The 24,118-nt window shown below is 32.5% G+C and carries 24 protein-coding genes; 13 read left to right on the top strand and 11 right to left on the bottom strand.

Annotated elements, in window-relative coordinates; genetic code table 11:
• Positions 1 to 8 precede the first annotated feature (8 nt).
• Positions 9 to 896 carry a hypothetical protein gene (locus B4N66_RS09550; RefSeq protein WP_291094253.1) on the bottom strand — a complete coding sequence of 296 codons (888 nt, stop codon included), beginning with the start codon at positions 894 to 896 and terminating at the stop codon, positions 9 to 11.
• A 106-nt stretch (positions 897 to 1,002) separates the two neighbouring features.
• Here B4N66_RS09550 and B4N66_RS09545 point away from each other — a divergent pair, with 106 nt between their 5' ends.
• Complete coding sequence (locus B4N66_RS09545; protein ID WP_291094251.1) at positions 1,003 to 2,043, top strand: formimidoylglutamase; 1,041 nt, start codon at positions 1,003 to 1,005, stop codon at positions 2,041 to 2,043.
• A 75-nt stretch (positions 2,044 to 2,118) separates the two neighbouring features.
• A complete protein-coding gene (locus B4N66_RS09540; RefSeq protein WP_291094249.1) occupies positions 2,119 to 3,366 on the top strand; it encodes a DEAD/DEAH box helicase in 1,248 nt (415 codons plus the stop codon).
• On the opposite strand, the gene B4N66_RS09535 is transcribed toward B4N66_RS09540, so the two are convergent.
• The 4 genes from B4N66_RS09535 to holA form a co-directional block, all read right to left on the bottom strand.
• Complete coding sequence (locus B4N66_RS09535) at positions 3,363 to 5,555, bottom strand: tetratricopeptide repeat-containing hybrid sensor histidine kinase/response regulator (RefSeq protein ID WP_291094247.1); 2,193 nt, start codon at positions 5,553 to 5,555, stop codon at positions 3,363 to 3,365. The genes B4N66_RS09540 and B4N66_RS09535 overlap by 4 nt on opposite strands.
• A 74-nt stretch (positions 5,556 to 5,629) precedes the next feature.
• Entirely contained in the window at positions 5,630 to 7,324 is a 1,695-nt protein-coding gene (ettA, locus tag B4N66_RS09530; RefSeq protein WP_291094246.1) for an energy-dependent translational throttle protein EttA, read from the bottom strand.
• 20 nt (positions 7,325 to 7,344) lie between these two features.
• Positions 7,345 to 7,527, bottom strand: coding sequence for a CAL67264 family membrane protein (locus B4N66_RS09525; protein WP_112085772.1), 183 nt, complete (start codon positions 7,525 to 7,527; stop codon positions 7,345 to 7,347).
• 59 nt (positions 7,528 to 7,586) lie between these two features.
• Positions 7,587 to 8,591, bottom strand: coding sequence for a DNA polymerase III subunit delta (gene holA / locus B4N66_RS09520; RefSeq protein WP_291094242.1), 1,005 nt, complete (start codon positions 8,589 to 8,591; stop codon positions 7,587 to 7,589).
• Positions 8,592 to 8,636: 45 nt separating this feature from the next.
• Here holA and B4N66_RS09515 point away from each other — a divergent pair, with 45 nt between their 5' ends.
• The 3 genes from B4N66_RS09515 to B4N66_RS09505 all read left to right on the top strand — a co-directional run bounded on the left by B4N66_RS09515 (position 8,637) and on the right by B4N66_RS09505 (position 11,000).
• Positions 8,637 to 9,092 carry a type I restriction enzyme HsdR N-terminal domain-containing protein gene (locus tag B4N66_RS09515; RefSeq protein WP_291094241.1) on the top strand — a complete coding sequence of 152 codons (456 nt, stop codon included), beginning with the start codon at positions 8,637 to 8,639 and terminating at the stop codon, positions 9,090 to 9,092.
• A 2-nt stretch (positions 9,093 to 9,094) separates the two neighbouring features.
• Positions 9,095 to 10,090 (top strand): glycosyltransferase family 2 protein, encoded by a 996-nt coding sequence (locus tag B4N66_RS09510; protein WP_291094239.1) that lies wholly within the window; start codon positions 9,095 to 9,097, stop codon positions 10,088 to 10,090.
• 73 nt (positions 10,091 to 10,163) lie between these two features.
• Positions 10,164 to 11,000: an OmpA/MotB family protein gene (locus B4N66_RS09505; protein WP_291094237.1), complete on the top strand. Its 837-nt coding sequence runs from the start codon at positions 10,164 to 10,166 to the stop codon at positions 10,998 to 11,000.
• Positions 11,001 to 11,069: 69 nt separating this feature from the next.
• Here the strand turns inward: B4N66_RS09505 and B4N66_RS09500 are convergent, their stop codons facing one another.
• Entirely contained in the window at positions 11,070 to 11,573 is a 504-nt protein-coding gene (locus B4N66_RS09500; protein ID WP_291094236.1) for a YybH family protein, read from the bottom strand.
• Positions 11,574 to 11,860: 287 nt separating this feature from the next.
• Between B4N66_RS09500 and B4N66_RS09495 the strand changes: the two genes are divergently transcribed.
• From B4N66_RS09495 to B4N66_RS09480, 4 genes are all read left to right on the top strand, one after another.
• Positions 11,861 to 12,922, top strand: a complete 1,062-nt coding sequence (locus B4N66_RS09495; RefSeq protein ID WP_291094235.1) for a GyrI-like domain-containing protein — start codon at positions 11,861 to 11,863, stop codon at positions 12,920 to 12,922.
• Between the two features lie 75 nt (positions 12,923 to 12,997).
• The gene (locus B4N66_RS09490) at positions 12,998 to 13,540 is read left to right on the top strand and encodes an RNA polymerase sigma factor (RefSeq protein WP_291094232.1); all 543 of its coding nucleotides are present in this window, start codon (positions 12,998 to 13,000) and stop codon (positions 13,538 to 13,540) included.
• A gap of 30 nt (positions 13,541 to 13,570) precedes the next feature.
• Entirely contained in the window at positions 13,571 to 13,984 is a 414-nt protein-coding gene (locus B4N66_RS09485) for a hypothetical protein (RefSeq protein WP_291094231.1), read from the top strand.
• 12 nt (positions 13,985 to 13,996) lie between these two features.
• Positions 13,997 to 14,449: a sensor of ECF-type sigma factor gene (locus B4N66_RS09480; protein WP_291094230.1), complete on the top strand. Its 453-nt coding sequence runs from the start codon at positions 13,997 to 13,999 to the stop codon at positions 14,447 to 14,449.
• Here the strand turns inward: B4N66_RS09480 and B4N66_RS09475 are convergent.
• Complete coding sequence (locus tag B4N66_RS09475; RefSeq protein ID WP_291094228.1) at positions 14,446 to 15,510, bottom strand: sialidase family protein; 1,065 nt, start codon at positions 15,508 to 15,510, stop codon at positions 14,446 to 14,448. The genes B4N66_RS09480 and B4N66_RS09475 overlap by 4 nt on opposite strands.
• Positions 15,511 to 15,673: 163 nt before the next feature.
• Between B4N66_RS09475 and B4N66_RS09470 the strand changes: the two genes are divergently transcribed.
• Positions 15,674 to 17,035, top strand: coding sequence for a hypothetical protein (locus B4N66_RS09470; protein ID WP_291094226.1), 1,362 nt, complete (start codon positions 15,674 to 15,676; stop codon positions 17,033 to 17,035).
• Between the two features lie 71 nt (positions 17,036 to 17,106).
• On the opposite strand, the gene B4N66_RS09465 is transcribed toward B4N66_RS09470, so the two are convergent.
• A complete protein-coding gene (locus B4N66_RS09465) occupies positions 17,107 to 18,147 on the bottom strand; it encodes an RluA family pseudouridine synthase (protein WP_291094225.1) in 1,041 nt (346 codons plus the stop codon).
• Complete coding sequence (locus B4N66_RS09460) at positions 18,140 to 18,754, bottom strand: PASTA domain-containing protein (RefSeq protein WP_291094224.1); 615 nt, start codon at positions 18,752 to 18,754, stop codon at positions 18,140 to 18,142. The genes B4N66_RS09465 and B4N66_RS09460 overlap by 8 nt, the downstream gene beginning before the upstream one ends.
• A gap of 105 nt (positions 18,755 to 18,859) precedes the next feature.
• Between B4N66_RS09460 and B4N66_RS09455 the strand changes: the two genes are divergently transcribed.
• Together B4N66_RS09455 and coaD are read left to right on the top strand one after the other, a co-directional pair.
• Positions 18,860 to 19,834 carry a D-alanine--D-alanine ligase gene (locus B4N66_RS09455; protein ID WP_291094223.1) on the top strand — a complete coding sequence of 325 codons (975 nt, stop codon included), beginning with the start codon at positions 18,860 to 18,862 and terminating at the stop codon, positions 19,832 to 19,834.
• 7 nt (positions 19,835 to 19,841) lie between these two features.
• Complete coding sequence (coaD, locus tag B4N66_RS09450) at positions 19,842 to 20,294, top strand: pantetheine-phosphate adenylyltransferase (RefSeq protein WP_291094222.1); 453 nt, start codon at positions 19,842 to 19,844, stop codon at positions 20,292 to 20,294.
• Positions 20,295 to 20,357: 63 nt separating this feature from the next.
• On the opposite strand, the gene B4N66_RS09445 is transcribed toward coaD, so the two are convergent.
• Positions 20,358 to 21,704 (bottom strand): DEAD/DEAH box helicase, encoded by a 1,347-nt coding sequence (locus B4N66_RS09445; protein WP_291094221.1) that lies wholly within the window; start codon positions 21,702 to 21,704, stop codon positions 20,358 to 20,360.
• 82 nt (positions 21,705 to 21,786) lie between these two features.
• Between B4N66_RS09445 and B4N66_RS09440 the strand changes: the two genes are divergently transcribed.
• Positions 21,787 to 23,514 carry a M14 family metallopeptidase gene (locus B4N66_RS09440; protein ID WP_291094219.1) on the top strand — a complete coding sequence of 576 codons (1,728 nt, stop codon included), beginning with the start codon at positions 21,787 to 21,789 and terminating at the stop codon, positions 23,512 to 23,514.
• Here the strand turns inward: B4N66_RS09440 and B4N66_RS09435 are convergent, their stop codons facing one another.
• The gene (locus tag B4N66_RS09435; protein WP_291094218.1) at positions 23,515 to 24,111 is read right to left on the bottom strand and encodes an NUDIX hydrolase; all 597 of its coding nucleotides are present in this window, start codon (positions 24,109 to 24,111) and stop codon (positions 23,515 to 23,517) included.
• Positions 24,112 to 24,118 lie beyond the last annotated feature (7 nt).

The raw sequence follows: 24,118 nt of genomic DNA, 5'->3' as shown, positions 1-24,118 counted from the left end.
ATTAATTTTTATTTCAAAGAGAAGCTTGTTTTTCCAACTAATTCTCCTTTGTCAAAAATATTTACAAAGTAAGTTCCTTTTTCAAAGTTTTCACCAGGAAGATTTTCAGAAACATTTACTGTACTATTTTCGTATTGAACAGTAGATACAAAACTGTAAGTTAATGATTGCTCACCAAACTCAACTAGTTTTTTCTCGCCCAATACATTGTTTTTACTATCAATTACTTGAATGTAATACGATTTATCGCCTGATTTAGCCACTTTGTTTTCAGCAATTGTGAAGCTTACTTTCAAAATATCAGCTCTGCTAGCTCTTTCTGTAGCAACTTCTTTTCCTGAATTTCTCACTTTAAAAGCTCCTGTTTTTAAATTCAAAATAGAAAGTTTTTGAGCTTTTTCAACAGTTTTAGATAATTCTTCATTCTGTCCTGTCAATACTTGATTGTACTGTTGAGATTCAACTAAAATAGTTTTTGTACTATCAATTTCAGTTGTTAAATCTTGATTTAATTTCTTTAAAGCATCATTCTCCTGAATCAAAGCATTCATTTTATTTTGTAAATCAGCTACTTGACCTTTGTATCTGCTCATTGAAGCAGCATCGCCTTTTGCTTTTTTTACTTCTTCCATTAATTTAACCACTTTGTCACGCTCAGCGATTAATTCTTCAGACATCGATGTGTTTTCAGCAATAGCTGCATCGTAGGTAGTTTTCAATTGAGCTAATTCTGCCAAAGCTGTTTCTTTTTCTGTTGATACAGAAGATAATTCGGTTTCTACTTTTTTAGCATCAGAACTCATTTTAAACATATAGCCCAAGCTGGCTAATAGCAAAAGTGATAATACTAAGATTATCGCTTTTAGTTTTGAATTGTTGTTGTTTTGGTTTTCCATTTTTTAAGTTGATTTTAGGCAAAGTTAAATTTATTTTAGATTCGTTTTGCATTAGCATAACGTTATTTTGCATAAAAATAGTATTTTTGAATGCAATTATTTTTTTATGGAAAACCTAGTTCCGTTTACTTCCATTGATTTGGGAAAAATTACCAATCACAGAAGTGGTGAAATTAAATTTGGCGAAAAAATGCTTACTATTCCGAAAGGAGTTGATCCAATAGCGTTTCTAACCGAAAGCAAGGCCAAATTTGTTTTATTCGGAATTCCGGAAGACATTGGTGTTCGAGCTAATTTTGGTCGTCCTGGAGCAGCTTCCGCTTGGCAAAGTGCAATCAGAAGTATTGCTAACATTCAGCATAACCGTTTTTGCAAAGGAAGTCAGCTTTTGATTTTAGGCTCATTAGACGTGGCTGAAGATTTAAAAATAGCCGAAAAACTTGATTTTTTAAATGTTGATGATCGAAAAACCTTTTCAACCTTAGTTGAAAAAATTGATAAAGAAGTTTCACATATTATATTTACCATCGTAAAAGCAGGAAAAATTCCTATTATCATTGGTGGCGGACATAACAATGCTTACGGAAATATCAAAGGAACAGCCTTAGCGAAAGGAAAACCAATTAATGCTATCAATTTAGATGCTCACTCCGATTTTAGAATTTTGGAGGGAAGACACAGTGGAAACGGATTTTCGTATGCTTTTGACGAAGGTTTTTTGAAAAAGTATTTCATTTATGGTTTACACGAAAGTTATACTTCTAAAAATGTATTATTGCGTTTGAAAGATTTAGAAGATCGCGTTCGTTTTAATACCTATGACGAAATTGCCATCCGAAAAGTAAAAAACTTTGAACAAGAACTCAATCAGGCTTTAACTTTTATAAAAAATGATTTTTTTGGGATAGAAATCGATTTAGATTCACTTCCTAATATTGCCAGCAGTGCGATGACGCCAAGTGGATTTTCGGTAGAACAAACACGTCAATTTATTCATCATTTTGGGCAACACGCCAATGCGGCTTATCTTCATATTTGCGAAGGTGCTCCCGATTTATCTGATGAAAAAAATCCGCAATTGATTGGTAAATTAATTGGTTATTTGATTACGGATTTTATGAAGGCGAAGAGTGTGTTGGAGGTTTAATAACTTCTTCACTCTTTGACCTCTTTCACAAAAACTCATATATTTAGCCTATCTTTGCCGGCAAATAAATAATTTATGACTTTTCAGGATTTAAATCTACTTCAAAATATACAACATGCCTTGTCTGACGAAGGCTATACAACGCCTACTCCTATTCAACAACAAGCCATTCCGGTAATTTTAGAAGGAAATGATTTGGTTGGATGTGCTCAAACCGGTACCGGAAAAACGGCCGCTTTTGCTATTCCGATTCTGAATTTGTTGCACAGAATTGTTGGTTCGGCTCAAAAACGCAAAAATATTCGTGCGTTGGTGGTTACTCCCACACGAGAATTAGCCATTCAAATTGGTGAAAGTTTTGAAACGTATGGTCGTTATACTAATATTCGTCAACTCACTATTTTTGGTGGTGTTAGCCAAGTTCCGCAAGTAGATCAATTGAAAAAGGGTGTTGATGTTTTGATTGTTACACCGGGTCGTTTGTTGGATTTACACAAACAAGGTTTTATCGATTTAGATCATTTGCATACGTTGGTTTTAGATGAAGCCGATCAAATGCTAGACATGGGTTTTATCAATGATGTAAAGAAAATCATCAAATTAACTCCTGATAACAGACAAACTCTATTGTTTTCGGCTACCATGCCAATTGCCATTAGAGAATTGGCCGATAGTTTTTTGACCAAACCTAAATATGTTTCGGTTACACCCATTTCATCTACGGCTGAAACGGTGGAACAACACATTTACTTTGTAAATAAAGAAGATAAACGAAAATTATTATATCATTTAATTCGAAATGAAGGCTTAAAACAATTGTTGGTTTTTAGCCGAACCAAGCACGGAGCCGATAATGTGGTAAAAGCCTTGAAGAAAAACGGTGTAAATGCAGAAGCGATTCACGGAGATAAATCGCAATCTGCTCGTCAACGCGTATTGGAAGCTTTTAAAAAGAATGAAATTTCTGTTTTAGTCGCTACCGATATTGCGGCTCGTGGAATTGACATTGAAAGTTTGCCGTATGTTTTGAACTTCGATTTGCCTAACATCCCGGAAACGTATGTTCACCGAATTGGTCGAACAGGTCGTGCAGGAAATGGCGGAATTTCCATCTCTTTTTGTGGAAAAGACGAAGAAGTATATTGGAAAGACATTCAAAAACTGGTCAAAGTGAATGTAAAAACCATCAAAAATCATCCGTATCCTTGGAATGATGTAGAGGAAGTAATTGAACCAGAGAAAAAAGATTATCGAAATACCAAGAAAGCAACTCCTTCTCGTAAATCAGACGCTTCTAAAAAGAACAAAAAACGTTGGTACTAAACGTTATTTCGTTTCACTAACGTTTCAATACTGTAAATTAATTTTGATGGTTCGAATGGTTTAATTAAAACATCATTCATTCCGGCAGAAATGGCTTCTTCAGAAATTTCATCTTTGGCAAAGGCTGTTAATGCGATGATTGGAATAGTAATTCCTTTTTTTCTGATTAACCTGGTTGTGTCAAATCCGTTGATTAGTGGCATGTTGATGTCCATCAGAACCACATCAAATTGTTCTTTTGACAATGCTTCCATTGCGGCATAACCATCATCTACAATTACGGTTTTAAAATTATTTTTCTCCATAATTTTACGCGTAACCATTTGGTTTATTTTGTTGTCTTCCACCACTAAAACTTTGTAAACCATATCGCTGGACAAATCGACTTTGATGTCGTTGATAATTTCATTTACTTTAGTCATATCAGAATCAAAAGCAATAGTAAACGTAAATTTTGTTCCTTTTCCTTCTTTACTTTCCACAAAAATTTCACTTTTAAAAATAGTAACCAATTTTTTTACGATGGAAAGTCCCAAACCGGCACCTTGATAATCGTCTTCTTTTCGATCAATTTGAACGAATTTATCAAATATTTTTGAAAGATCTTTCTCTGCAATTCCAACGCCGGTGTCTTCAACTTCAAACTTAACGAAGCAAAATGTTCCTTCTCTTTTTTCTAAATTTGCTTTGATTCGAACTTCTCCGTTTTGTGTAAATTTAAGTGCGTTTGAAACTAAATTCATCAAAATTTGCGACAAACGTAGTTTATCTCCAACCAAATAATCAGGAATAGATTCGTCAATCATTGTCACCACTTTATTACTATTGCGGTTGGCTATAAACGAAAGCGAATTAGAAACCATATTAATTTCATCATGAATATTCATTGTCAGGTTTTCTAAAACCACTTTGTTTTCTTCAATTTTATTAATTTGAAGCAAATCATTTACCAAGGACAAAAGGTAACGAGCAGAAAATTTCAAAGAGTTCAAATGCGGACTATCGGCCAACTCTTTATGTTCATCGGATAACATATTGGTTATTCCAACTACGCCATAAAGCGGTGTTCGCAATTCATGACTGATGGTTGAAATAAATTGCGTTTTGAGTTTTGATGCCTCTTCTGCTTTTTCTTTGGCAATTTTCAGCTCTTCATTTTTAACTTCTAAATAATCGTTTACTTTTCTTCTAAAAATATTATTTCGATATAAAATGTATAACAAAAACATCATTAACATTAAAAACACAAGAATTAAAGAAACAATAATTTTTGTCTTTTTTAAATTTTCCGATAGAAGAAGTTTTTCTTTGTTGATGGCAGACAATTCTCTTTTTGACTCGTCTAAAGCGATATCCATTCCAATAATTTTGGCATTTTTGATTTTCTCTAAATCGAAAATTTCGTTTTTCAAAATTTGATGTTTTTCTAAAAATGTATAAGCTTCTTCATGCTTTCCAACATCAAATAAAAATTTAGAATAATCATTGTAAGAATCAGACAAATAGATTTTTGAATTATTTTCTTCACCAATTCGTATCGCTTCTTTAAAATTAAATTCGGCTTGTTCGTACTCTTTTAGATAGTGGTATTTTTTTCCTAAAAGAATGTATAAATAACCTTGTACATCAACAATTCGAATTTTATCACGATTTTTTTCTACATAATCAAGATGAATAATTCCCTTTTTATATTCTTTTTCTTCAAAATAAAGCGAGGTTAAATTTAGTTTTGATAAGACAACCGAATAAACATTATTGATTTTTTCAGAAATGGCAATGGATTGATTATAGTAGTCTATTGCTTTCGGAAAATCTTTTTTTCTATAAAAATAAATATTGCCAATGTTATTAAAAACAGCTGCTTTGAGTGTATCATTCGAGGCTTTTTCAAAATGATAAACCGATTTATCATAATACTCCAATGCTTTATCAATCTCTACAATTTCCTCATAATTTCCGGCAATCGTGTTATACGACCGAGCAATTAAGTCATCGTTTTTCAATTCTAAAGCAAAATTTAATGCTTTACGTGAAAATGACAAAGAGTTTTTATAATCTGATTTGTATAAGCAACTATCAGAAGAATTTAATAATTGCAAAACCTCCTTTTTTGTTACTATTTTTTCTTGTGAAAAAAGAGCATAAGAAGTTAATACAAAAATAAAAAGTAGTAGGTTTTTTGGGGGCATCCTAAAAATATATTTTATCAAATATAAGCTATTTATTAAAAAAAAATCCTGATTTCTCAGGATTTTAATAAAATTTAATTTCTAACTAATTTTTTGTATTTGATACGTTTTGGCGTCAAATCTCCACCTAATCGTTTTCGCTTGTTTTCTTCATATTCAGAGAAACTTCCTTCAAAGAAATAGACTTGAGAATCGCCTTCAAATGCTAAGATGTGCGTACAAACTCTATCTAAAAACCATCTGTCGTGCGAAATAATTACAGCACAACCGGCAAAGTTTTCTAAACCTTCTTCTAAAGCTCTTAATGTATTAATATCTAAGTCGTTGGTTGGCTCATCCAAAAGCAAAACGTTTCCTTCTTCTTTTAATGTGATTGCTAAGTGTAAACGGTTGCGTTCTCCACCGGAAAGTGTGGCTACTTTTTTATTTTGATCGCTTCCGCCAAAGTTGAATCGGCTTAAATAGGCTCTTGAATTCACTTGTCTTCCGCCCATCATAATCAATTCCTGACCATCACAAAAGTTTTCCCAAATTGATTTTTCAGGATCAATGTTGGAATGCGATTGATCTACATAAGCAATTTTTACTGTATCTCCGGTTGTAAATTCGCCTTTATCCGGATTTTCTTCACCCATAATCATTTTGAAAATGGTGGTTTTTCCGGCACCATTCGGACCGATAATTCCAACAATTCCGGCTTGAGGAAGGGTAAAATTCAAATCTTCATATAACAATTTATCGCCATACGCTTTAGAAACGCCATTTGCATTAATCACATTTGTTCCCAATCGAGGACCATTTGGAATATAAAGTTCTAATTTTTCATCCAACACCTTTTGATCTTCGTTCAACAATTTATCGTAATTCTGTAAACGTGCTTTTTGTTTCGTTTGACGACCTTTTGCTCCTTGTCGAACCCAATCTAACTCACGTTCTAATGTTTTTCTACGTTTGGAAGCTACTTTTTCCTCCAATTCCATTCGTTTCGATTTTTGATCTAACCAAGAAGAATAATTTCCTTTCCACGGAATACCTTCACCTCTATCCAATTCTAAAATCCAACCTGCTACATTATCCAAGAAATAACGGTCGTGCGTTACGGCAATGACAGTTCCCGGATATTGTTGTAAATGTTGCTCTAACCATAAAACCGACTCGGCATCCAAGTGGTTGGTAGGCTCATCCAACAATAAAACATCCGGTTGTTGAAGTAATAATCGACATAAAGCTACACGCCTTTTTTCTCCTCCCGATAATACTTTAATTGGTGTTTCCGGATCTGGAGTTCGAAGAGCATCCATCGCAACTTCCAATTTATTATCAATTTCCCAAGCTCCGGCTGCATCAATTCTATCTTGCAATTCCGCTTGACGATCCATTAACTTTTGCATTTTATCAGCATCTTCATAGACTTCAGGCAAACCAAACATATCGTTGATTTTATTGAATTCATCCAACAAAGCAAAAATTTCGGCTGCTCCTTCACGAACAATTTCGATAACTGTTTTTGTTTCGTCCAATTGTGGTTCTTGCTCCAAATAACCTACTTTGTAGCCCGGTGCAAAAACCAAATCACCTTGAAAATTTTTATCAATTCCGGCTATAATCTTTAATAAGGATGATTTCCCTGAACCATTTAGACCTAAAATACCAATTTTAGCTCCGTAGAAAAAGCTTAGGTAAATATCTTTTAAAACTTGTTTGTTCGTGCTTGAGTAAGTTTTACTTACTTTCGACATCGAAAATATTACTTTTTTATCGTCTGACATTTTTGTGTTTATTTATAAAATTATACTCTTCCTTTTAACGCATTAAAAACCCAAGCAATGGCAAAAAAACCAAAGCCTACGGTGGCAAATCCCCAACCGGCAACATCGGCATAACGATAAATTCCTAATCCGATTAAAATCAACCCCATTAAAATCATTATAAAAGTTGCCCAAGCTAGGACCGTGTTTTTATTCATTCCCATAATTTAGTTTTTTGTTTTGGAGTGGCAAATATCGGTAATATTTAAAGATTTTTTAAAGACTAATTAAAGATTTTAACTAACATTTCTTTCAATAAATCTGATTCGTGTAATTGATTCGCACCAACTCCTTTGCTTTTAATATCAATGTCACGTAATGTTCCTACAATTGAACTGACTTTTTTCATTGGATAATTTCTCAAAGCCACGTCATAATCCTTTACAAAATAAGGGTTTATCTTTAACACACTTGCCACATTTTTAGGATTTTTATCTTTTAAACCGTGGTATTGCAGTACTTGCGAAAAGAATGAGAAAACCATTCCCGTTGTCAAAACCATTGGATACTCTTTTTTGTTTTGAGCAAAATGATCGGCTATTCGATAGGCTTGCAACTGATCACGATCGCCTATTGCTTTTCGAAATTCAAACACATTGAAATCTTTACTAAATCCAATATTTTCTTCTATATGATTGGGATTGATAACTGTTCCTTTTGGTAAAATAATTTGCAATTTGTCTAATTCATTGCTAATTCGGCTCAAATCGGTTCCTAAAAATTCGACCAACATGGCAGAAGCTTTCGGCTCAATTGAATAATCTTTAGGTTTCAAAACCCTTGAAATCCATGCCGCTACTTGGTTTTCATATAATTTTTTGCTTTCAAATAACAACCCGTTTTTATCAATAATTTTGGTTAATTTTTTTCGCTTGTCTAAAGTTTTATACTTATAAGCAATGACCAAAACCGTTGATGGTTGCGGATTTTCGGCATAACTTTCTAATTTATCAATTGTTCGCGAAAGTTCTTGGGCTTCTTTTACAATAACAACTTGTCTGTCAGCCATCATAGGATAACGTTTAGCGTTTGAAATGATATCTTCAACCGAAACATCTCTTCCATACAAAACCATTTGATTAAAACCTTTTTCCTCCTCCGACAACACATTATCTTCGATATATTCAGTTAATTTATCAATATAATATGGTTCTTCGCCCATTAAAAAATAAATGGGTTTGATATTTCCGTTTTTAATATCGTTGATGATTTTTACAATTTCGTCCATTCTACTAACTGTTGGCAGTTCGTTTTAAATAATTAAATTTGCGGTATGCAAAAACTGAATTTTCCCGACTTTTCCTTTCGCTTCAAAAATAGTGAAAATAAAGTGTTGGTGTTTGATGAAATCAGGAAAAAATTTATTGTTCTCACTCCCGAAGAATGGGTTCGCATTCATGTTGTACAATTTCTGATGATAGAAAAAAACTATCCAAAATCATTGATTAATGTTGAAAAAGTGATTAAAATTAATGGTTTAATAAAACGATATGATGTTGTTGTATTTCAACCAGATGGAAGTATATTTTTAGTTGTGGAATGTAAACAACCTAATGTTCCGATTTCACAAACTGTATTTGATCAAATTGCACGTTATAACCTTACTTTAAAAGCCAATTATTTAATGGTAACCAATGGATTGAATCACTATTTTTGTCAAATGGATTTTGAAAAGGAAAGTTATTTGTTTTTAAACGACATTCCGAATTATAACTCAATAGAAAAATAATCTTGAAAAAAATCGCAGTTGTTATTCTCAATTGGAACGGAGCAAAATTACTTAAAGAATTTTTGCCTTCAGTGGTCAATTATTCACAGGAAGCCACTGTTTATGTTGTTGATAATGCTTCTACAGATAATTCAATTTTGGTTTTGAAGGAGAAATTTCCATCCGTTAAAATCATTCAAAATAAAGCAAATTACGGCTTTGCACAAGGTTATAATGAAGGGCTTCAATTTGTGGAAGAAGAAATTTATTGCTTGGTAAATTCAGATATTGAAGTAACCGAAAACTGGCTCACTCCTATTTTGAATTTATTTGATAAAAATCCAAACACAGCTATTATTCAACCTAAAATTTTAGACTATAAAAGTAAGGCTTACTTTGAATATGCCGGAGCCGCTGGCGGTTTTATTGATAAATTTGGTTATCCGTTTTGTCGCGGACGAATTTTTGATACGATTGAAAAAGATAATGGTCAGTATAATGATATTGCAAAAGTTTTCTGGGCTTCCGGTGCTTGTTTTTTTATTCGAAAAGAAGTTTACAGAGAATTAAATGGTTTTGATGCTGATTTTTTTGCCCATCAAGAAGAAATCGATTTGTGCTGGAGAAGTTTCAATCGAAATTATGACACGTTTTATTGTGGATTATCAACAGTTTATCACTTAGGAGGAGCAACTTTGGCTACATCAAACCCTAAAAAAACGTTTTTAAATTTTAGGAATTCACTGTTGATGCTCACTAAAAACCTTCCCAGTAATAAATTGATTATTATCATTATTGGAAGAATGATTTTAGACGGAATTGCCGGAATTCAATTTTTAATAAAAGGAAAGTTCAAACATTTCTTCGCTATTCTCAAAGCTCATTTTTCATTCTACGCATTGTTAATCAAAACGATACGCAAACGAACGTCAAAAATAAAAACTAATTATTATAAAATTAACAGCATTGTTTATGCCTATTTTGTAAAAAATTGCACGATATTTGTAGATAAATTTTAACATTAGTTTATCTATCAAAATGTAATTCTATTGATAGAATGGCGTTAATTTTGTAAAATAAAAAAGTATAATTATGAGAAAAGTAGTTTTATTACTATCAGTTGTTGCCTTAACCTTGGGCTCTTGTGGTACAAAAAAGAAAATTGCAGCCTTAGAGGCACAAAACAAAGAATGTCAAGATTTGTTGAATTCTACCACGGTTAAATTAAACATGTGTTTATCTGAAAAGGAATTATTGGCCAATCAGGTTAGTGATTTAAAGAAAAACACTTCTGATTTAATCAATAACATGGGTAATTTGACAACTTTAACCACTAAGGGTGCAGAAAATCTTGAGAAATCGTTGGAAAGTTTAAAAGAAAAAGATTTAAAAATTTCACGTTTGCAAGATGCTCTAACTAAAAAAGACAGTGTTACATTGGCTTTAGTGACTAGTCTAAAAGGTGCTGTTGGTATTTCTGACCCGGATATTCAAATTAATGTTGAAAAAGGAGTTGTAATGATTTCTATTGCTGATAAATTACTTTTTAAATCAGGAAGTTATGAAATTAGCGACCGTGCTAAAGAAATTTTAGGTAAAGTTGCTAAAGTAGTAAACGATAAGCCTGATTTTGAATGTATGGTTGAAAGCCACACAGATAATGTTCCTTACAAAAATGGTGTTTTAGTTGACAACTGGGACTTGAGTGCAAAACGTGCTACTGCCGTTGTTCGTGTGTTAACCAATACACATAAAGTAAATCCACGTCAGTTGATTGCAGCCGGTAGAGGTGAGTTTATGCCATTGGTTGAAAACAATACTGTAGAAAACAGAGCGGCAAACAGAAGAACAAGAATTATTGTGATGCCAAAAATCGATCAATTTTATCAAATGATTGAAACGGAAATGAAAAAACAATCAGGAAAATAATTTTCTAAATTGATATAAACATAAACGCCCCGAATTTCGGGGCGTTTTTTGTTTTAAGTTGAATTAGATTTATTTTTTTCTTGGCATGTCTGAAGCGGCCATATCTCTAATACAAACATATTTTCCATCACGTTTTTCAAATAAAGACATGTAATGACCATGATAAATTGTGGTTGTAGTGCTGTCTTTAACAGTAAATTCACCTAATTCTACCACTTGAACTCCATCGCTTGATGGAAAAATATCTTTAACTTCAAATGAAACTTTATAATCTTTACCTTCTTCAAAATCTTTTGCAAGTGATTCACGTAAAGCAGCTTTACCGGAAATTGGTAATTTATCAGTAGGATAACTCACAATATCATCTGCATAGTAGTTCATTACAGCATCAACATTACTTGAATTTGCAGCATCTGCATACATGTTTTCAAGTTCTTGAATTTCACTTTTTATTGCTTCTACATCAATAGCAATCGGTGCTTCTTCAACAGGCTCAGATGCTTTTTCCTTGCATGAAAAGGAAAGAAAAGCAATCATTCCGTAAACCATAATCAGTTTAACCATTTTTTTCATAATTAATTGAATTTAGAATTTAACACTTACATAATTAACTAATTCTTTTTCAACAGCTTAGACTAAATTTACAAAATAACTGAACATCTTTTTCATATTTATTTAAAAGTTTTGTGATTGATAACAAATAGGAATGAAATTGATTAATTTAAGTGCCTTAATTCTTACGCTATATCTACATAAAATAAAAAAAAATGAAATCATTATTTTGAAGAAAATTTCGTTTTTGTTAAAACTAAAATAAATTTCCTACCTTTACATAGTTGTTATAAAAACACTCTATTGTAATGAGAATACTAAAGTATATTTTATTGTTGATTTTGTTGATTTTATTGGCTTTTTCGGTTTATTTGTCAACCAAAGAAGGTGATTTTTCTGTGACCAAAAGTAAGGTTATCAACATCGAAAAATCAACTCTTTTTCAATATTTAAACGATTATCAAAATTGGGAATCATTCTTGGCTTTGAATGAGAAGAATCTAAAAATTAGTTATCCAAATAATACAGTTGGTGTTGGTGGGGCATTTAATTGGATCGGTTCAAACGGTAACGGATCTGTAGAAACAACTTTTTTGAAAGAAAATGATAGCATCGCTCAAAAAATTTCTTTGAACGGTGAAGCATCTGATGGTTACATTACTTTTAAAGATACTGTTGGCGGAACAAAAGTTACATGGAACTCTTCTGGAAAATTGAATTTTATGGGAAAAGTGGAATCCTTTTTTTCAAAAGGATTTAAAAAGAAATTAGGTTCTGTTTTTGAAAATAATTTAATTGCATTAGAAAAGGTTCTTAGCAAAGAAATTTCAACTTATTCAATCAATTTGGATGGTATTGTTGAAGTTTCTAATCAAAAATATTTAAAACGAAAAGGAGAAAGTACTATTTCAGGCTTTTACACAGTTCTTCAAGAATCGATGCCTTTGATTTATAATTTTGTTCAAGAAAATAACATCAAAACCAATAAACAAAAATTTGTAGTTTTTGACACGTATGATGTCGATAAAAATAAAGTTGAATTTTCAATTGCTACTACACTTAAAGAAATTATTTATACAACACCCGAAAGTGAGTTTACTGTTGATAGCATAATGCCGCATCAAGCATTAAAAATTATACTAAAAGGTGATTATTCTCATAGTAAAGAAGCCTGGGATAAAGGATTTGACTACCTCAAAAAAAATAATTTAGAACAAAATTACAACGGAACTTTTCGAGAAGTATATGTGAAAAACAGAACCGATGTAAAACAACCTTCGCAATGGTTAACAGAAATTTATATTCCTGTAAAACAAAAAAGTAGCAAGCCAGTTAATGTAGTTCCTGCAAACTCTACTCCTATTGAATAAATTGGTTTAATCATTTTCTAAACGAATTCTATTAAACCTTTTTGTACATTAACAGTCTAATCGATAAACACGGTTTTGCAAGACGAAAAAGCTTTTATAGAAGCGTTATTAAACCCCAAAACGCAGCGAAGTGCCTTTCAGGAGTTGGTATCTCAATATCAACGACCGCTGTATGCCCATATCCGTAATTTGGTTCTAAATCATGATGATGCTGATGATGTCTTACAAAATACTTTTATCAAAGTTTACAAAAATTTAAACGGATTTAAAGGTGAGAGCAAACTTTTTTCATGGATGTATCGTATTGCAACCAATGAAGCACTGACTTTTTTACAACAAAAATCAAAACGATTTCAAACAACTAGTGAAGAATATTTGCAGCAACAAACCGAAAAAATGCAAGCCGATGATTATTTTGATGGTGATGAAATTCAGTTAAAATTACAAAAAGCAATTGCTTTACTTCCTGAAAAACAACAATTAGTATTTAAAATGAAATATTTTGAAGAATTAAAATATGAAGAAATATCAGAAATTTTAGGAACAACTGTTGGTGGTTTGAAAGCTTCTTATCACATAGCAGTTAAAAAAATTGAAGAATATTTATCGCATGATTAAACCATTTATAATTTTTATAGTCAAATAAACATGAATCCAATAGATTTACATAAACATCCGAAAATTAAACCCGGCTTTAAAGTTCCCAAAAATTATTTTGACGAACTTGAATCTAAAATTCTAGGTCAATTAGAAACTGAAGAGCCAAAAGTCATTCAACTGAAATCGTATCGAAAATATTGGTTTTCTGCTGTTGCTGCTGTTGTTATTTTGGCTGTGAGTATTCCGTTATATCAAAATTGGAAAATCAACTCTACTCCTCTTGACAACGAATCCATCGAACAATATTTAAGTTATCATCCAAATGTTTATACGGAAGATATCATAAGTCACTTAGATGATTCAGACGTGATTTCCTTACAAAAAAAACAATCTTTAGAATCGGAAACAATTGAAAAATATTTGCTTGAAAACGAAATGATAGAACAATATCTTATAGACTAATAAAAAAATACCATGAAAAAAAGTTCCATTTATACTATTCTTATTTGTTTAATTTTTGTGTCAATGAGTTTCGCTCAGGGCGGAAAAAGAGAAAAAATTAAAGCATTAAAAACAGCCTTTATTACCACAGAATTGTCTTTAACTCAGCAAGAAGCCGAAAAATTCTGGCCAATTTATAATGCTTTTGAAGAAAAGCAATTTGAATTACGTCATGAAAAAATGAAATCATACATGAAACGAATGGATTCTGATTTAGATTCAATGTCGGAAAAAGAAGCGTCAAGTTTACTTTCTCAAATGGAAAGTGTGGAAGAAGAAACGCATCAATTGAGAAAAAAATTAGTTTCCGATTTAAAAAATGTAATCAGCTCTCATAAAATCATAAAACTAAAAAAAGCGGAAGAAGATTTTAATCGAAATTTATTAAAACAATACCGCGAAAATCGTTCGTCCAAACGAAATTAGTTTGATGTAAATTTTATTTTGATAATCTTATTCTTTCCGGCGGCAATGGCATTTCTTTCATTTATGAATCGAATGGTATGCAAATCTTTTTCATCACTGATTTTTTTCCAGAAATTACCGCTGTCGTCTGAAAAATAAATTCCTTGCGGACCAACACTAACCGTTAAAAGTCCACCCGATTCAGGTACAAATTGAATGCAGGAAGCATAACCAAACCCTTCACCGTCTGAAATTAAAGCCCAAGTTTGTCCGCTATTAATTGTCAAGGCTTTGTTTTTAGAATTTTCATCTTGATTTTCATAATCTCCTCCGGCAATAATTCCAATCGTATCATTATAAAAATCGGCTGTAAAAATTCCAGCCATCGGTCTTCCTTGACTAATAGGTGTTTCATGAACGGACCACGTTTTCCCCCTGTCTTTTGAAAAGAAAACGCGTGCTTTTGTTCCTCCGGTTACAATCCACGTATTATCTCCTTTCACTACTAAACTACTGTTGCTAGCAGCAAAACCAGCTTCTCCTGATTCTATTTTTGGCAAATCGGAACAGGAAATTTTTGTCCATGTTTGACCACTATCTCTGGTGATTAAAACAGAAAGACAACCATTTTGAGGATCGCCCATGGCAATTCCTTCATAATCATTCCAAAATTGAATACCGTTATAAAAAGCATTGGGATGTTTATCTTCGAAAACCTTCGTGACCAAATTATCTTTTTTTGAAATTTGATAAATTACCGCTGGTTTCTCTGTACTAATCAAAAATATAGATGAGCTGTTTTTAGCAATTCCTCTAAAATGTGGGTTGACTGAATCTAATGTAATCTGACCAATATAATTTTTTGATTTATCAAATTTACAATAACCATAAGTGCCTTTATCTGTGGCATACCACACTTTATCCTTCTCCAAAGTAATTGCTCTTACGCTCATTGAATCGGCAAAAAGAGTGTCAATTTCAACTCCGGTAAAAGGAGCTCTTAAATTTGGCTTTGATTTTTTCTCAACATTATTGCAAGAAACCAAAACGAATAACATAATAATTTCACAAATTTTACGCATTTTGTTAAGAATTTTTACAAATATAAAAACAAAAATGAATTTTACAAGCACTATTTTACAATATATTCTTATAAAAAAAATGCTCAAAAAAGTATTGGCACAGAAATTGTATAACTGTAAAAAGTAAAGTTCACTTTGCTATAAACTTTAAATACTCTACGTTATGAAAACTACATTATTAACCCTCTGTGTTTTGTTTGTCGGGATGACAAGTATAAATGCCCAAGATAGAACAACTGTGCGAGCAAATTCTATTGATATTAGTGATAATTTAGATTTGAGAGCTGTTGCCCACATTTTTGGTGAAGCATCAAATTTAGAAGATTTTGAAAGAAGATTAAATGATCCTTCAGATCCAATTTCTAATTTAGATTTAAACAATGATAATCAAGTTGATTATTTGCGTGTAATTGAAGTAGTGGAAAACGGAACACATTTAATCATTGTTCAATCTGTTTTAGGGAGAGATATGTTTCAAGACGTTGCAACCGTTGAAGTTGAAAGAGACCGTAACAACAATGTTCAAGTGCAAGTTGTGGGTGATATTTATATGTATGGATCAAACTATATTTATGAGCCAATTTACATTCACAGACCAATCATTTTCAATACGTTTTGGGTAAGAACATACCGTCCATACTATTCTCCATGGGCTTGGGGATACTATCCAACCTATTATTATGCTTGGAATCCTTGGCCAATCTTTAGATATAGAAATCACGTGAATGTATATGTGAATGTAAATAACACTTGCCACTATGTAAATCATAGAAGAAGTTCAAGAGCAATTGCAATGCATCACACCAGAAGATCTAATGCGTATGAAGTGCAGCACCCAACCCGTTCGTTTTCAACCCGAAATAATGGTGTGAATAATAGATATGAATTAACTCAAACAAGATCCACAAGAAATGAAGGAAATAATTCAAATGCATCTGTGAGAAGCACAAGAAATAATCAACTTTCTGAAACTTCATATACCGGAACAAGAAATAATGGGGTTCGTTCAACTGCATCACAAAGCACACCAAGAACTAGAGCTAACTCTTCAACACGTTCTGAAGACATGGCTATTAATACGCCAAGAAACACTGTGAGTACACCAAGAAATAATACGAGAAGTTCTGAATATGGAAATAGTAATTCGGCATCGTTTGAAAATCCTACTCCACGAGTGAGAAATAATTCTTCTGTTGGAAGTTCGGTAAATTCAACGCCAAGAAACACGCCACGATCTAATATGTATAATTCAGGAAGTTCAAGTAATGTTCCAAAAGTGCAATCAACACCACGTTCTTCTTCAAGTCAAATGAGTACACCAAGAAGCACGTCTGCACCAAAAGTGCAATCAACACCACGTTCTTCATCGAGTCAAATGAATACGCCAAGAAGCACATCTGCTCCTAAGGTTCAATCTGCTCCACGTTCTTCTTCTTCTAGCCAAATGAGTGCTCCAACAAGAAGTTCTTCGAGATCTGAAAGCTCAGGAACAAGAGGTTCATCAAATTCTTCAAGAAGAGGTTAATCAGATAACTTTATAAATAAAAAGCAGCAAAATCATAATTGAAATTGCTGCTTTTTTATTTATACTAATTTCTATTCTTCTTCAATCGTATTTGACTTTGAATAGTTTCTCCATTTTTCAATACAATCCACCATATCTTGAGGAATTTCAGAATCAAATCGCATGAATTCTTTGGTTGTGGGATGTTCAAATCCCAAAGTTTTTGCATGCAGAGCTTGTCGTGGTAGAATCTTAAAACAATTTTCAACAAACTGTTTATATTTTGTAAACGTTGTTCCTTTCAGAATTTGATGACCACCATATCGTTCGTCATTAAACAACGGATGACCAATATGTTTCATATGAGCACGAATTTGATGCGTTCTTCCGGTTTCTAATTTACACGAAACGAGCGTTACATAGCCCAATCGTTCTAACACTTTATAATGTGTAACAGCTGGTTTTCCAAAAGCATCAGTATCATAAACAGCCATTTGCATTCGGTCTTTTTGATGTCTTCCAATAAAACCGCCCACTGTTCCTTCGTCTTCAGTAGGATTTCCCCAAACCAAAGCAATGTATTCGCGTTCCGAAGTTTTATCTGCAAATTGTTTTGCTAAATAAGACATCGCAAATTCCGTTTTTGCAATAACCAATAATCCCGATGTATTTTTATCAATTCGATGCACCAATCCGGGACGTTCGGAACTATTCATCGGTAGATTTTCAAAATGAAAAGCCAAGGCATTTACCAATGTTCCGCTGTAGTTTCCGTGACCGGGATGAACCACCATACCCGCTTCTTTGTTAACAATCAGCAATTGCTCATCTTCATAAACAATATTGATAGGAATATCTTCGGGTTCCAACAAATATTCATAAGGAGGATGTGCCATCAAATAGCGAACAACATCAAATGGTTTTACTTTGTAATTTGATTTTACAGGAACATCATTAACCAAAATATTTCCTGCAGTTGCGGCTTGTTGAATTTTATTTCGCGTTGTATTTTCTACAACTTGCATTAAGTATTTATCTATCCGAACCATTGATTGCCCTTTAGGGACATCAAAGCGATGATGTTCAAATAATTCGTCGTCCGATTCTAATTCTACTGTTGGTAAGTTATTCATCCGTATTTTCTAAGTCTTCTTGTTGCATAAGACTATCTATTTCTGTTTCGTCAAAGGCTATTTTTCCGTCTCCCAAAACCAAATCAATTTTTGAAGTTTTCATAATTTTTGTTCCGGCTTTCACTGGTGCACCTTTGTGTTTCATTTCCAAAACCATATCTTTTCCTAAATAAGGTTTGTAAGTAATAGTGCCCACTTCCAAACCAATCGATTTTAATGTCGGTTCAGCTTGACGATAGGTTTTTTCAATTAAATCAGGTAAAGTTACATACGCATAACCATCAGAATTTATTTTAATATAAACTTTACGATTCGCTTTCACTTTAGAACCCGGCTTTGGATCTTGCTCAACCACGCCATATTTTGGAAATTCCTTTTTAAAATCCAACGTATCCAGCAAAACATAATCCAAATCTAAACTTTCCAGTTTTTCTTCCGCTTGTTCTACACTTAGTTTGCTCAAATTGGGAACAGTAATTTCTTCACCATGATTAGTAATATACGAAAGCATATTAAAAAAAACGAAGGCTAACACTGCTACAATTCCTAAAGCGACTAAAACTTGTCGAAAAAAGACTTTACTCGTAAGATATTTTCTTAAACTCATCCTATTTTATTTGTTGCAAAGATATAAAATTATAAACCGTTTTTTGTTTCGATAAATAAATGATAATTTTGTTTAACTTAAACCTAAACTTACAAACGCAATTCAATGAAAAATGTTGCCATTATTATGGGTGGATATTCTAGCGAATATCAAATTTCGCTTACTAGCGGTGGTGTTGTTTATCAGTATTTAGATAAAACAAAATACAATCCGTTTAAAATTCATATTTTTAAAGAGAAGTGGGTTTATGTAAATGAATCAAACGAAGAATTCCCAATTAATAAAAATGATTTTTCTATTGAAGTAGATGGTCAAAAAATAACATTTGATGTGGTTTTTAATGCTATTCACGGTACTCCTGGCGAAGATGGTTTAATGCAGGCATATTTTGAATTGCTCGGAATTCCGCAAACGAGTTGTGACTATTATCAATCGGCTTTAACGTTTAATAAAAGAGATTTGCTATCGGTTTTAAAACCTTATGGAATAAAAACGGCAACTTCATTTTACTTAAATTTAGGTGATGAAATTAATGCTGAAAAAATTATTGAAACGGTTGGCTTACCTTGTTTTGTAAAACCAAATAAATCAGGTTCAAGTTTCGGAATTTCGAAAGTTAAAACTAAAAATGAATTACTTCCGGCGATTGAAAATGCCTATAAAGAAGATAATGAAATCATCATCGAAAGTTTTTTAGATGGTGTTGAAGTTTCTGTGGGAGTTATAAATTATAAAGGAAAAGTCACTGTTTTACCAATTACAGAAATCGTTTCTGAAAATGATTTTTTTGATTATGAAGCCAAATATTTAGGAAAATCACAAGAAATTACGCCGGCTCGAATAAGCGAAGAATTAAATCTAAAAGTGGAAACCGTGGCTAAAAGAGCGTATGAAGTTTTGAAAATGAAAGGATTTTCACGAAGTGAATTCATCATTGTAAACAACGAACCGTATATGTTAGAAATGAATACCATTCCGGGAATGACAACCGAAAGTATTTTGCCGCAACAAGCTAGAGCAGCTGGAATTTCGTTAACAGAATTATTTGACAACGCAATTGAATTGGCTTTAGCTAAATAAAAAAACTATGAAAAAAGCAATCTTCCCGGGTTCCTTTGACCCAATCACCAACGGCCATTTCGATATTATCAAACGTGGAATTTCACTATTTGATGAAGTGATTGTTGCCATTGGCGTGAATGCCGAAAAAAAATACATGTTCTCATTAGAGCATCGCAAAAAATTTATTGAAGATGCTTTTAAAGATTCTCCAAAAGTCCGAGTGATTACTTATGAAGGACTAACAATCGATTTATGTAAAAAAGAAAAAGCTGAATTTATTCTACGTGGATTACGAAATCCAGCCGATTTTGAATTTGAAAAAGCAATCGCTCATACCAACCGAAAATTGTCTAAAATTGAAACGGTATTTTTATTAACTGCTTCAAATACATCTTATATCAGTTCAAGTATTGTTCGTGATGTAATCAGAAATGGAGGTGATTACAGCGTTTTAGTACCGGATTCAGTGAAATTATAGTTTACAGTCGCAGTTGCGGTTTACAAGTCACATAGACTGAAAACTACGACTGCGACTGAAAACTCATTCCTCCTCTTTCTTAATCACTTTTCTTGCAATTTCGATTTTAAATTTTTTCCCTTTCATTTTTTCATCTCGGATATTGGCTAAAAACTCTTTTACTTTCTTCGATTTTACGGCGGCAAACGAAATAAAATCTTTTACTTCAATTAGACCTAAATCGCTTTTGTCAAGTTTTCCTTTTTGAGAAAAGAAACCAACAATATCAATTTTATTCAATTTATTTTTCTTTCCACCACTGATGTAAATGGTTTGAAATTCGGGCGGTTTTGGTAAAGTTGTTGCGTTTTCAACATTCAAAATAGACATTCCATAATCTAAATAGTCCATTTTTTTTTCACTTTCATGAGCAATAATATAAGCCGTACCGGAAGCTAACATCCTTGCAGTACGACCGTTTCTATGTGTAAACTCATCTTCTTTTGATGGCAGATGATAGTGAATTACGTGTTTCATTTCCGGAATGTCCAACCCACGAGCGGCTAAATCGGTGGTGATTAAGTAACTCATGCTACCGTTTCTAAATTGAATCAAAGCACGTTCACGCTCATCTTGATCCATACCGCCGTGATAATAGGTGGCATATATTCCTTTTTCGCATAATGTATCACTGATTCGTTCGGCTGCATCACGATGGTTGCAAAAAACAATTGCCGATTGCGATTTTAACGAACAAATTAATTTAAAAAGCGAATTGATTTTATCCTTTTCCTTAGAAATAACCATTTTAAACGAAAGGTTTGAATTTTCTTCTTCTGTTGGAATAAAATCTAAAACAGTTGGACGGAAAACTCCAGTATATTTTGGAATTTCGATATCCGAAGTTGCCGAAACCAGCACACGTTTGTTCAATTTTGTTAACTTCGAAATGATAAACTTCATCTGTTCATGAAACCCCAATTGCAAGGATTTATCAAATTCGTCTAAAACTAACGTTTGAATGGCACCTACTTTAAACTTATCACGTTCCAAATGAACGGCAATTCTACCGGGAGTTCCAATTAACACTGCCGGTGGATTGGATAGATTCTTAATTTCTGTATCAATTAAATGACCACCATAACAACTATTTACTTTGTAATCGGTTCCCATTTTTTTCCAAACTTGCTCAATTTGCAAACCTAATTCGCGTGAAGGAACTAGAATTAAACATTGAACACTTTTAATTTCAGGTTGCAACAATTGAAAAATCGGCAATAAAAATGCCAGTGTTTTTCCGGAACCTGTAGGCGAAAGTAGCAAAACATTGGCATCATTTAAAATAGTTTCTTGAGCTATTTCTTGCATTTCATTTAAGCTTTCAATGCCTAAGTTCAATAGTAAATTGTTGGAATGTGGATTTTTATACATTTTGCAAAGATAGCGGAATATAAAGAATAGACTATTTACTTAAAAAAAGTTTATTTACATTTGAAACCATAAAAATTTAGCTATGCGTTTCATAAAATTTATCCTTCTTTTTATTTCTTTTGGTTCATTTGGTCAAAATTCTTCTCAATTTCTAACTCCTTACGAAATAGGAAATAAAAACCAAACAGCAACGTATCAAGAAGCGATTGATTTCTATAATTCATTAACCCAAAAACATGAAACTATCAAATTGATGGAAATGGGTCTAACCGATTCCGGAGAACCACTTCAATTGCTCATTTTCAATCCAGAAAAAGATTTTAATTTAAAGAAAAAACAAAACAAAGCCGTACTATTAATCAACAACAACATTCATCCCGGCGAACCAGATGGTGTTGATGCCACAATGCTTTTGCTTCGTGATTTAGTTTTAGGGAAAATTACTGTTCCAAAAAACACAATTATAGCTGTAATTCCTTTTTATAATATTGGTGGAACATTGAATCGAAACTCCCATTCAAGAGCCAATCAAAACGGACCGGAATCGTATGGTTTTAGAGGAAATGAAAGAAATTTTGATTTGAACCGTGATTTTGTTAAGTCGGACACCAAAAATGCAAGAAGTTTTGCTGAAATTTTTCATTTGGTAAATCCGGATGTATTTATTGACAATCACGTGAGCAATGGAGCTGATTATCAATATGTTTTGACGTATATTCAAACACAACATCAAAAACTTGGAAGTGATTTAGGAAATTATTTAAAAGATGAAATGACTCCAAAAATCAGAACACAATTACTAAAGAAGAAGATTGAAAGTATTCCGTATGTCACCGTTTATGGTGCAACTCCCGAAAAAGGTTTCACTCAAATGATGGATTTGCCACGTTATTCCACCGGTTATGCTTCACTTTTTCACACCATTGGCTATATGCCGGAAACGCATATGCTAAAAAAATACGAAGACCGTGTGAAAGTTACTTATGAATTTATGTTGGAAACCATCGCACATACTGATGCTAATTATTTGAAAATAAAAAATTTAAGAGCTAAAAATCAACTTCAATTCAAACCAAAATCTCTTTATACTTTGCAATGGAAAATAGATAGTACCAAAGTGGAACAAATTGATTTTTTGGGTTTTGAATCAGGTTATAAAAAGAGTGAAATATCTGGAAAGGATAGACTTTTTTACGACCAAAAGAAACCTTTTAAAAAGCAAATTCCGTACTATCATTTTTATACATCTCATAAGCAAGTTGAAATTCCTTCGGCATACATAATTCCAAAATCGTGGTGGAATGTGATTGATTTATTAAAATTGAATAAAGTGGAAATGGTTCAATTTGAAAAAGATACAGTGATTGAAGTTGAAAAATATAAAATTGCGGATTATAAAACTTCGACATCTGCTTACGAAGGACATTACACGCATTCAAACACAACTGTAAATAAATCAATTGAAGAAATAGTATTCAAAAAAGGAGATTATTTTATTCCAACCAATCAATTTGCAGTAAAATATTTGATGGAAACGTTAGAGCCCGAGGCACCCGATTCATTTTTTAATTGGAATTTTTTTGATGCTATTTTACAACAAAAAGAAGGCTATTCTGCTTATGTTTTTGAAGATTTGGCAGTTGAAATTTTGAAAAAAAATCCAACGTTAAAAGAAAAATTTGAAATGAAAAAAGCAGAAGACAAATCGTTTGCAGATAATGGTTCAGCTCAATTGGATTGGATTTATAAAAATTCAGACTATTATGAGTCCTCGCACCTCACCTATCCTGTTTACCGTGTTTTGAACTAATTAAATCAGTTCCTTTTCAAATAGTAATTTAATATTTTCATACGAATTAGTCAAGCAAGCAGGAATATTTTCTTGTTTGATCCATTCTACTTTTTCAATTCCTTCATCGGCTTGACCAACCATTTTTCCGGAATAACTGGTTTTCATTTCAAACCAATGCGTGATTTTTAATTTATAACGACCATTTCGTTTAAAAATATGGTAGGTTTTATTCAATTTTCTGGTAATTTTTAATCCTTTCACACCGGTTTCTTCTTCCACTTCACGAATGGCGGTATCTTCAATTTCTTCACCTTTTTCAATTCCGCCTTTGGGTAAATCCCATTTTTTATTCCTAAAAATGAATAAAACTTCATTCTTATCGTTTAAAACTAAACCTCCGCCAGCTTTTTCCACCGGAATTTTTGACTTCAGTTTTTTAAGAATTTCCTTTTCGTCCGGATGATACAAAAAAGCTTTATCAACTTTATTTTTAAAGATTTTGATAATAAGTTGCTTTATATCAACGCTATCCAATAAAAAAAGCTGAAAATCAGTTTCCTTTTGAATTTGATTTGTCAAAAAAAGTGGCTTGTCGTTCACAAAAACTTTATACATTTGTACT

Origin of the sequence: Flavobacterium sp. UBA2787, from assembly GCA_002352205.1 — a bacterium.
Classification (GTDB): Bacteria; Bacteroidota; Bacteroidia; order Flavobacteriales; family Flavobacteriaceae; genus Flavobacterium.
Note: the sequence above shows the minus strand (reverse complement) of the source record. Positions and strands in the feature narration are given on the sequence as shown.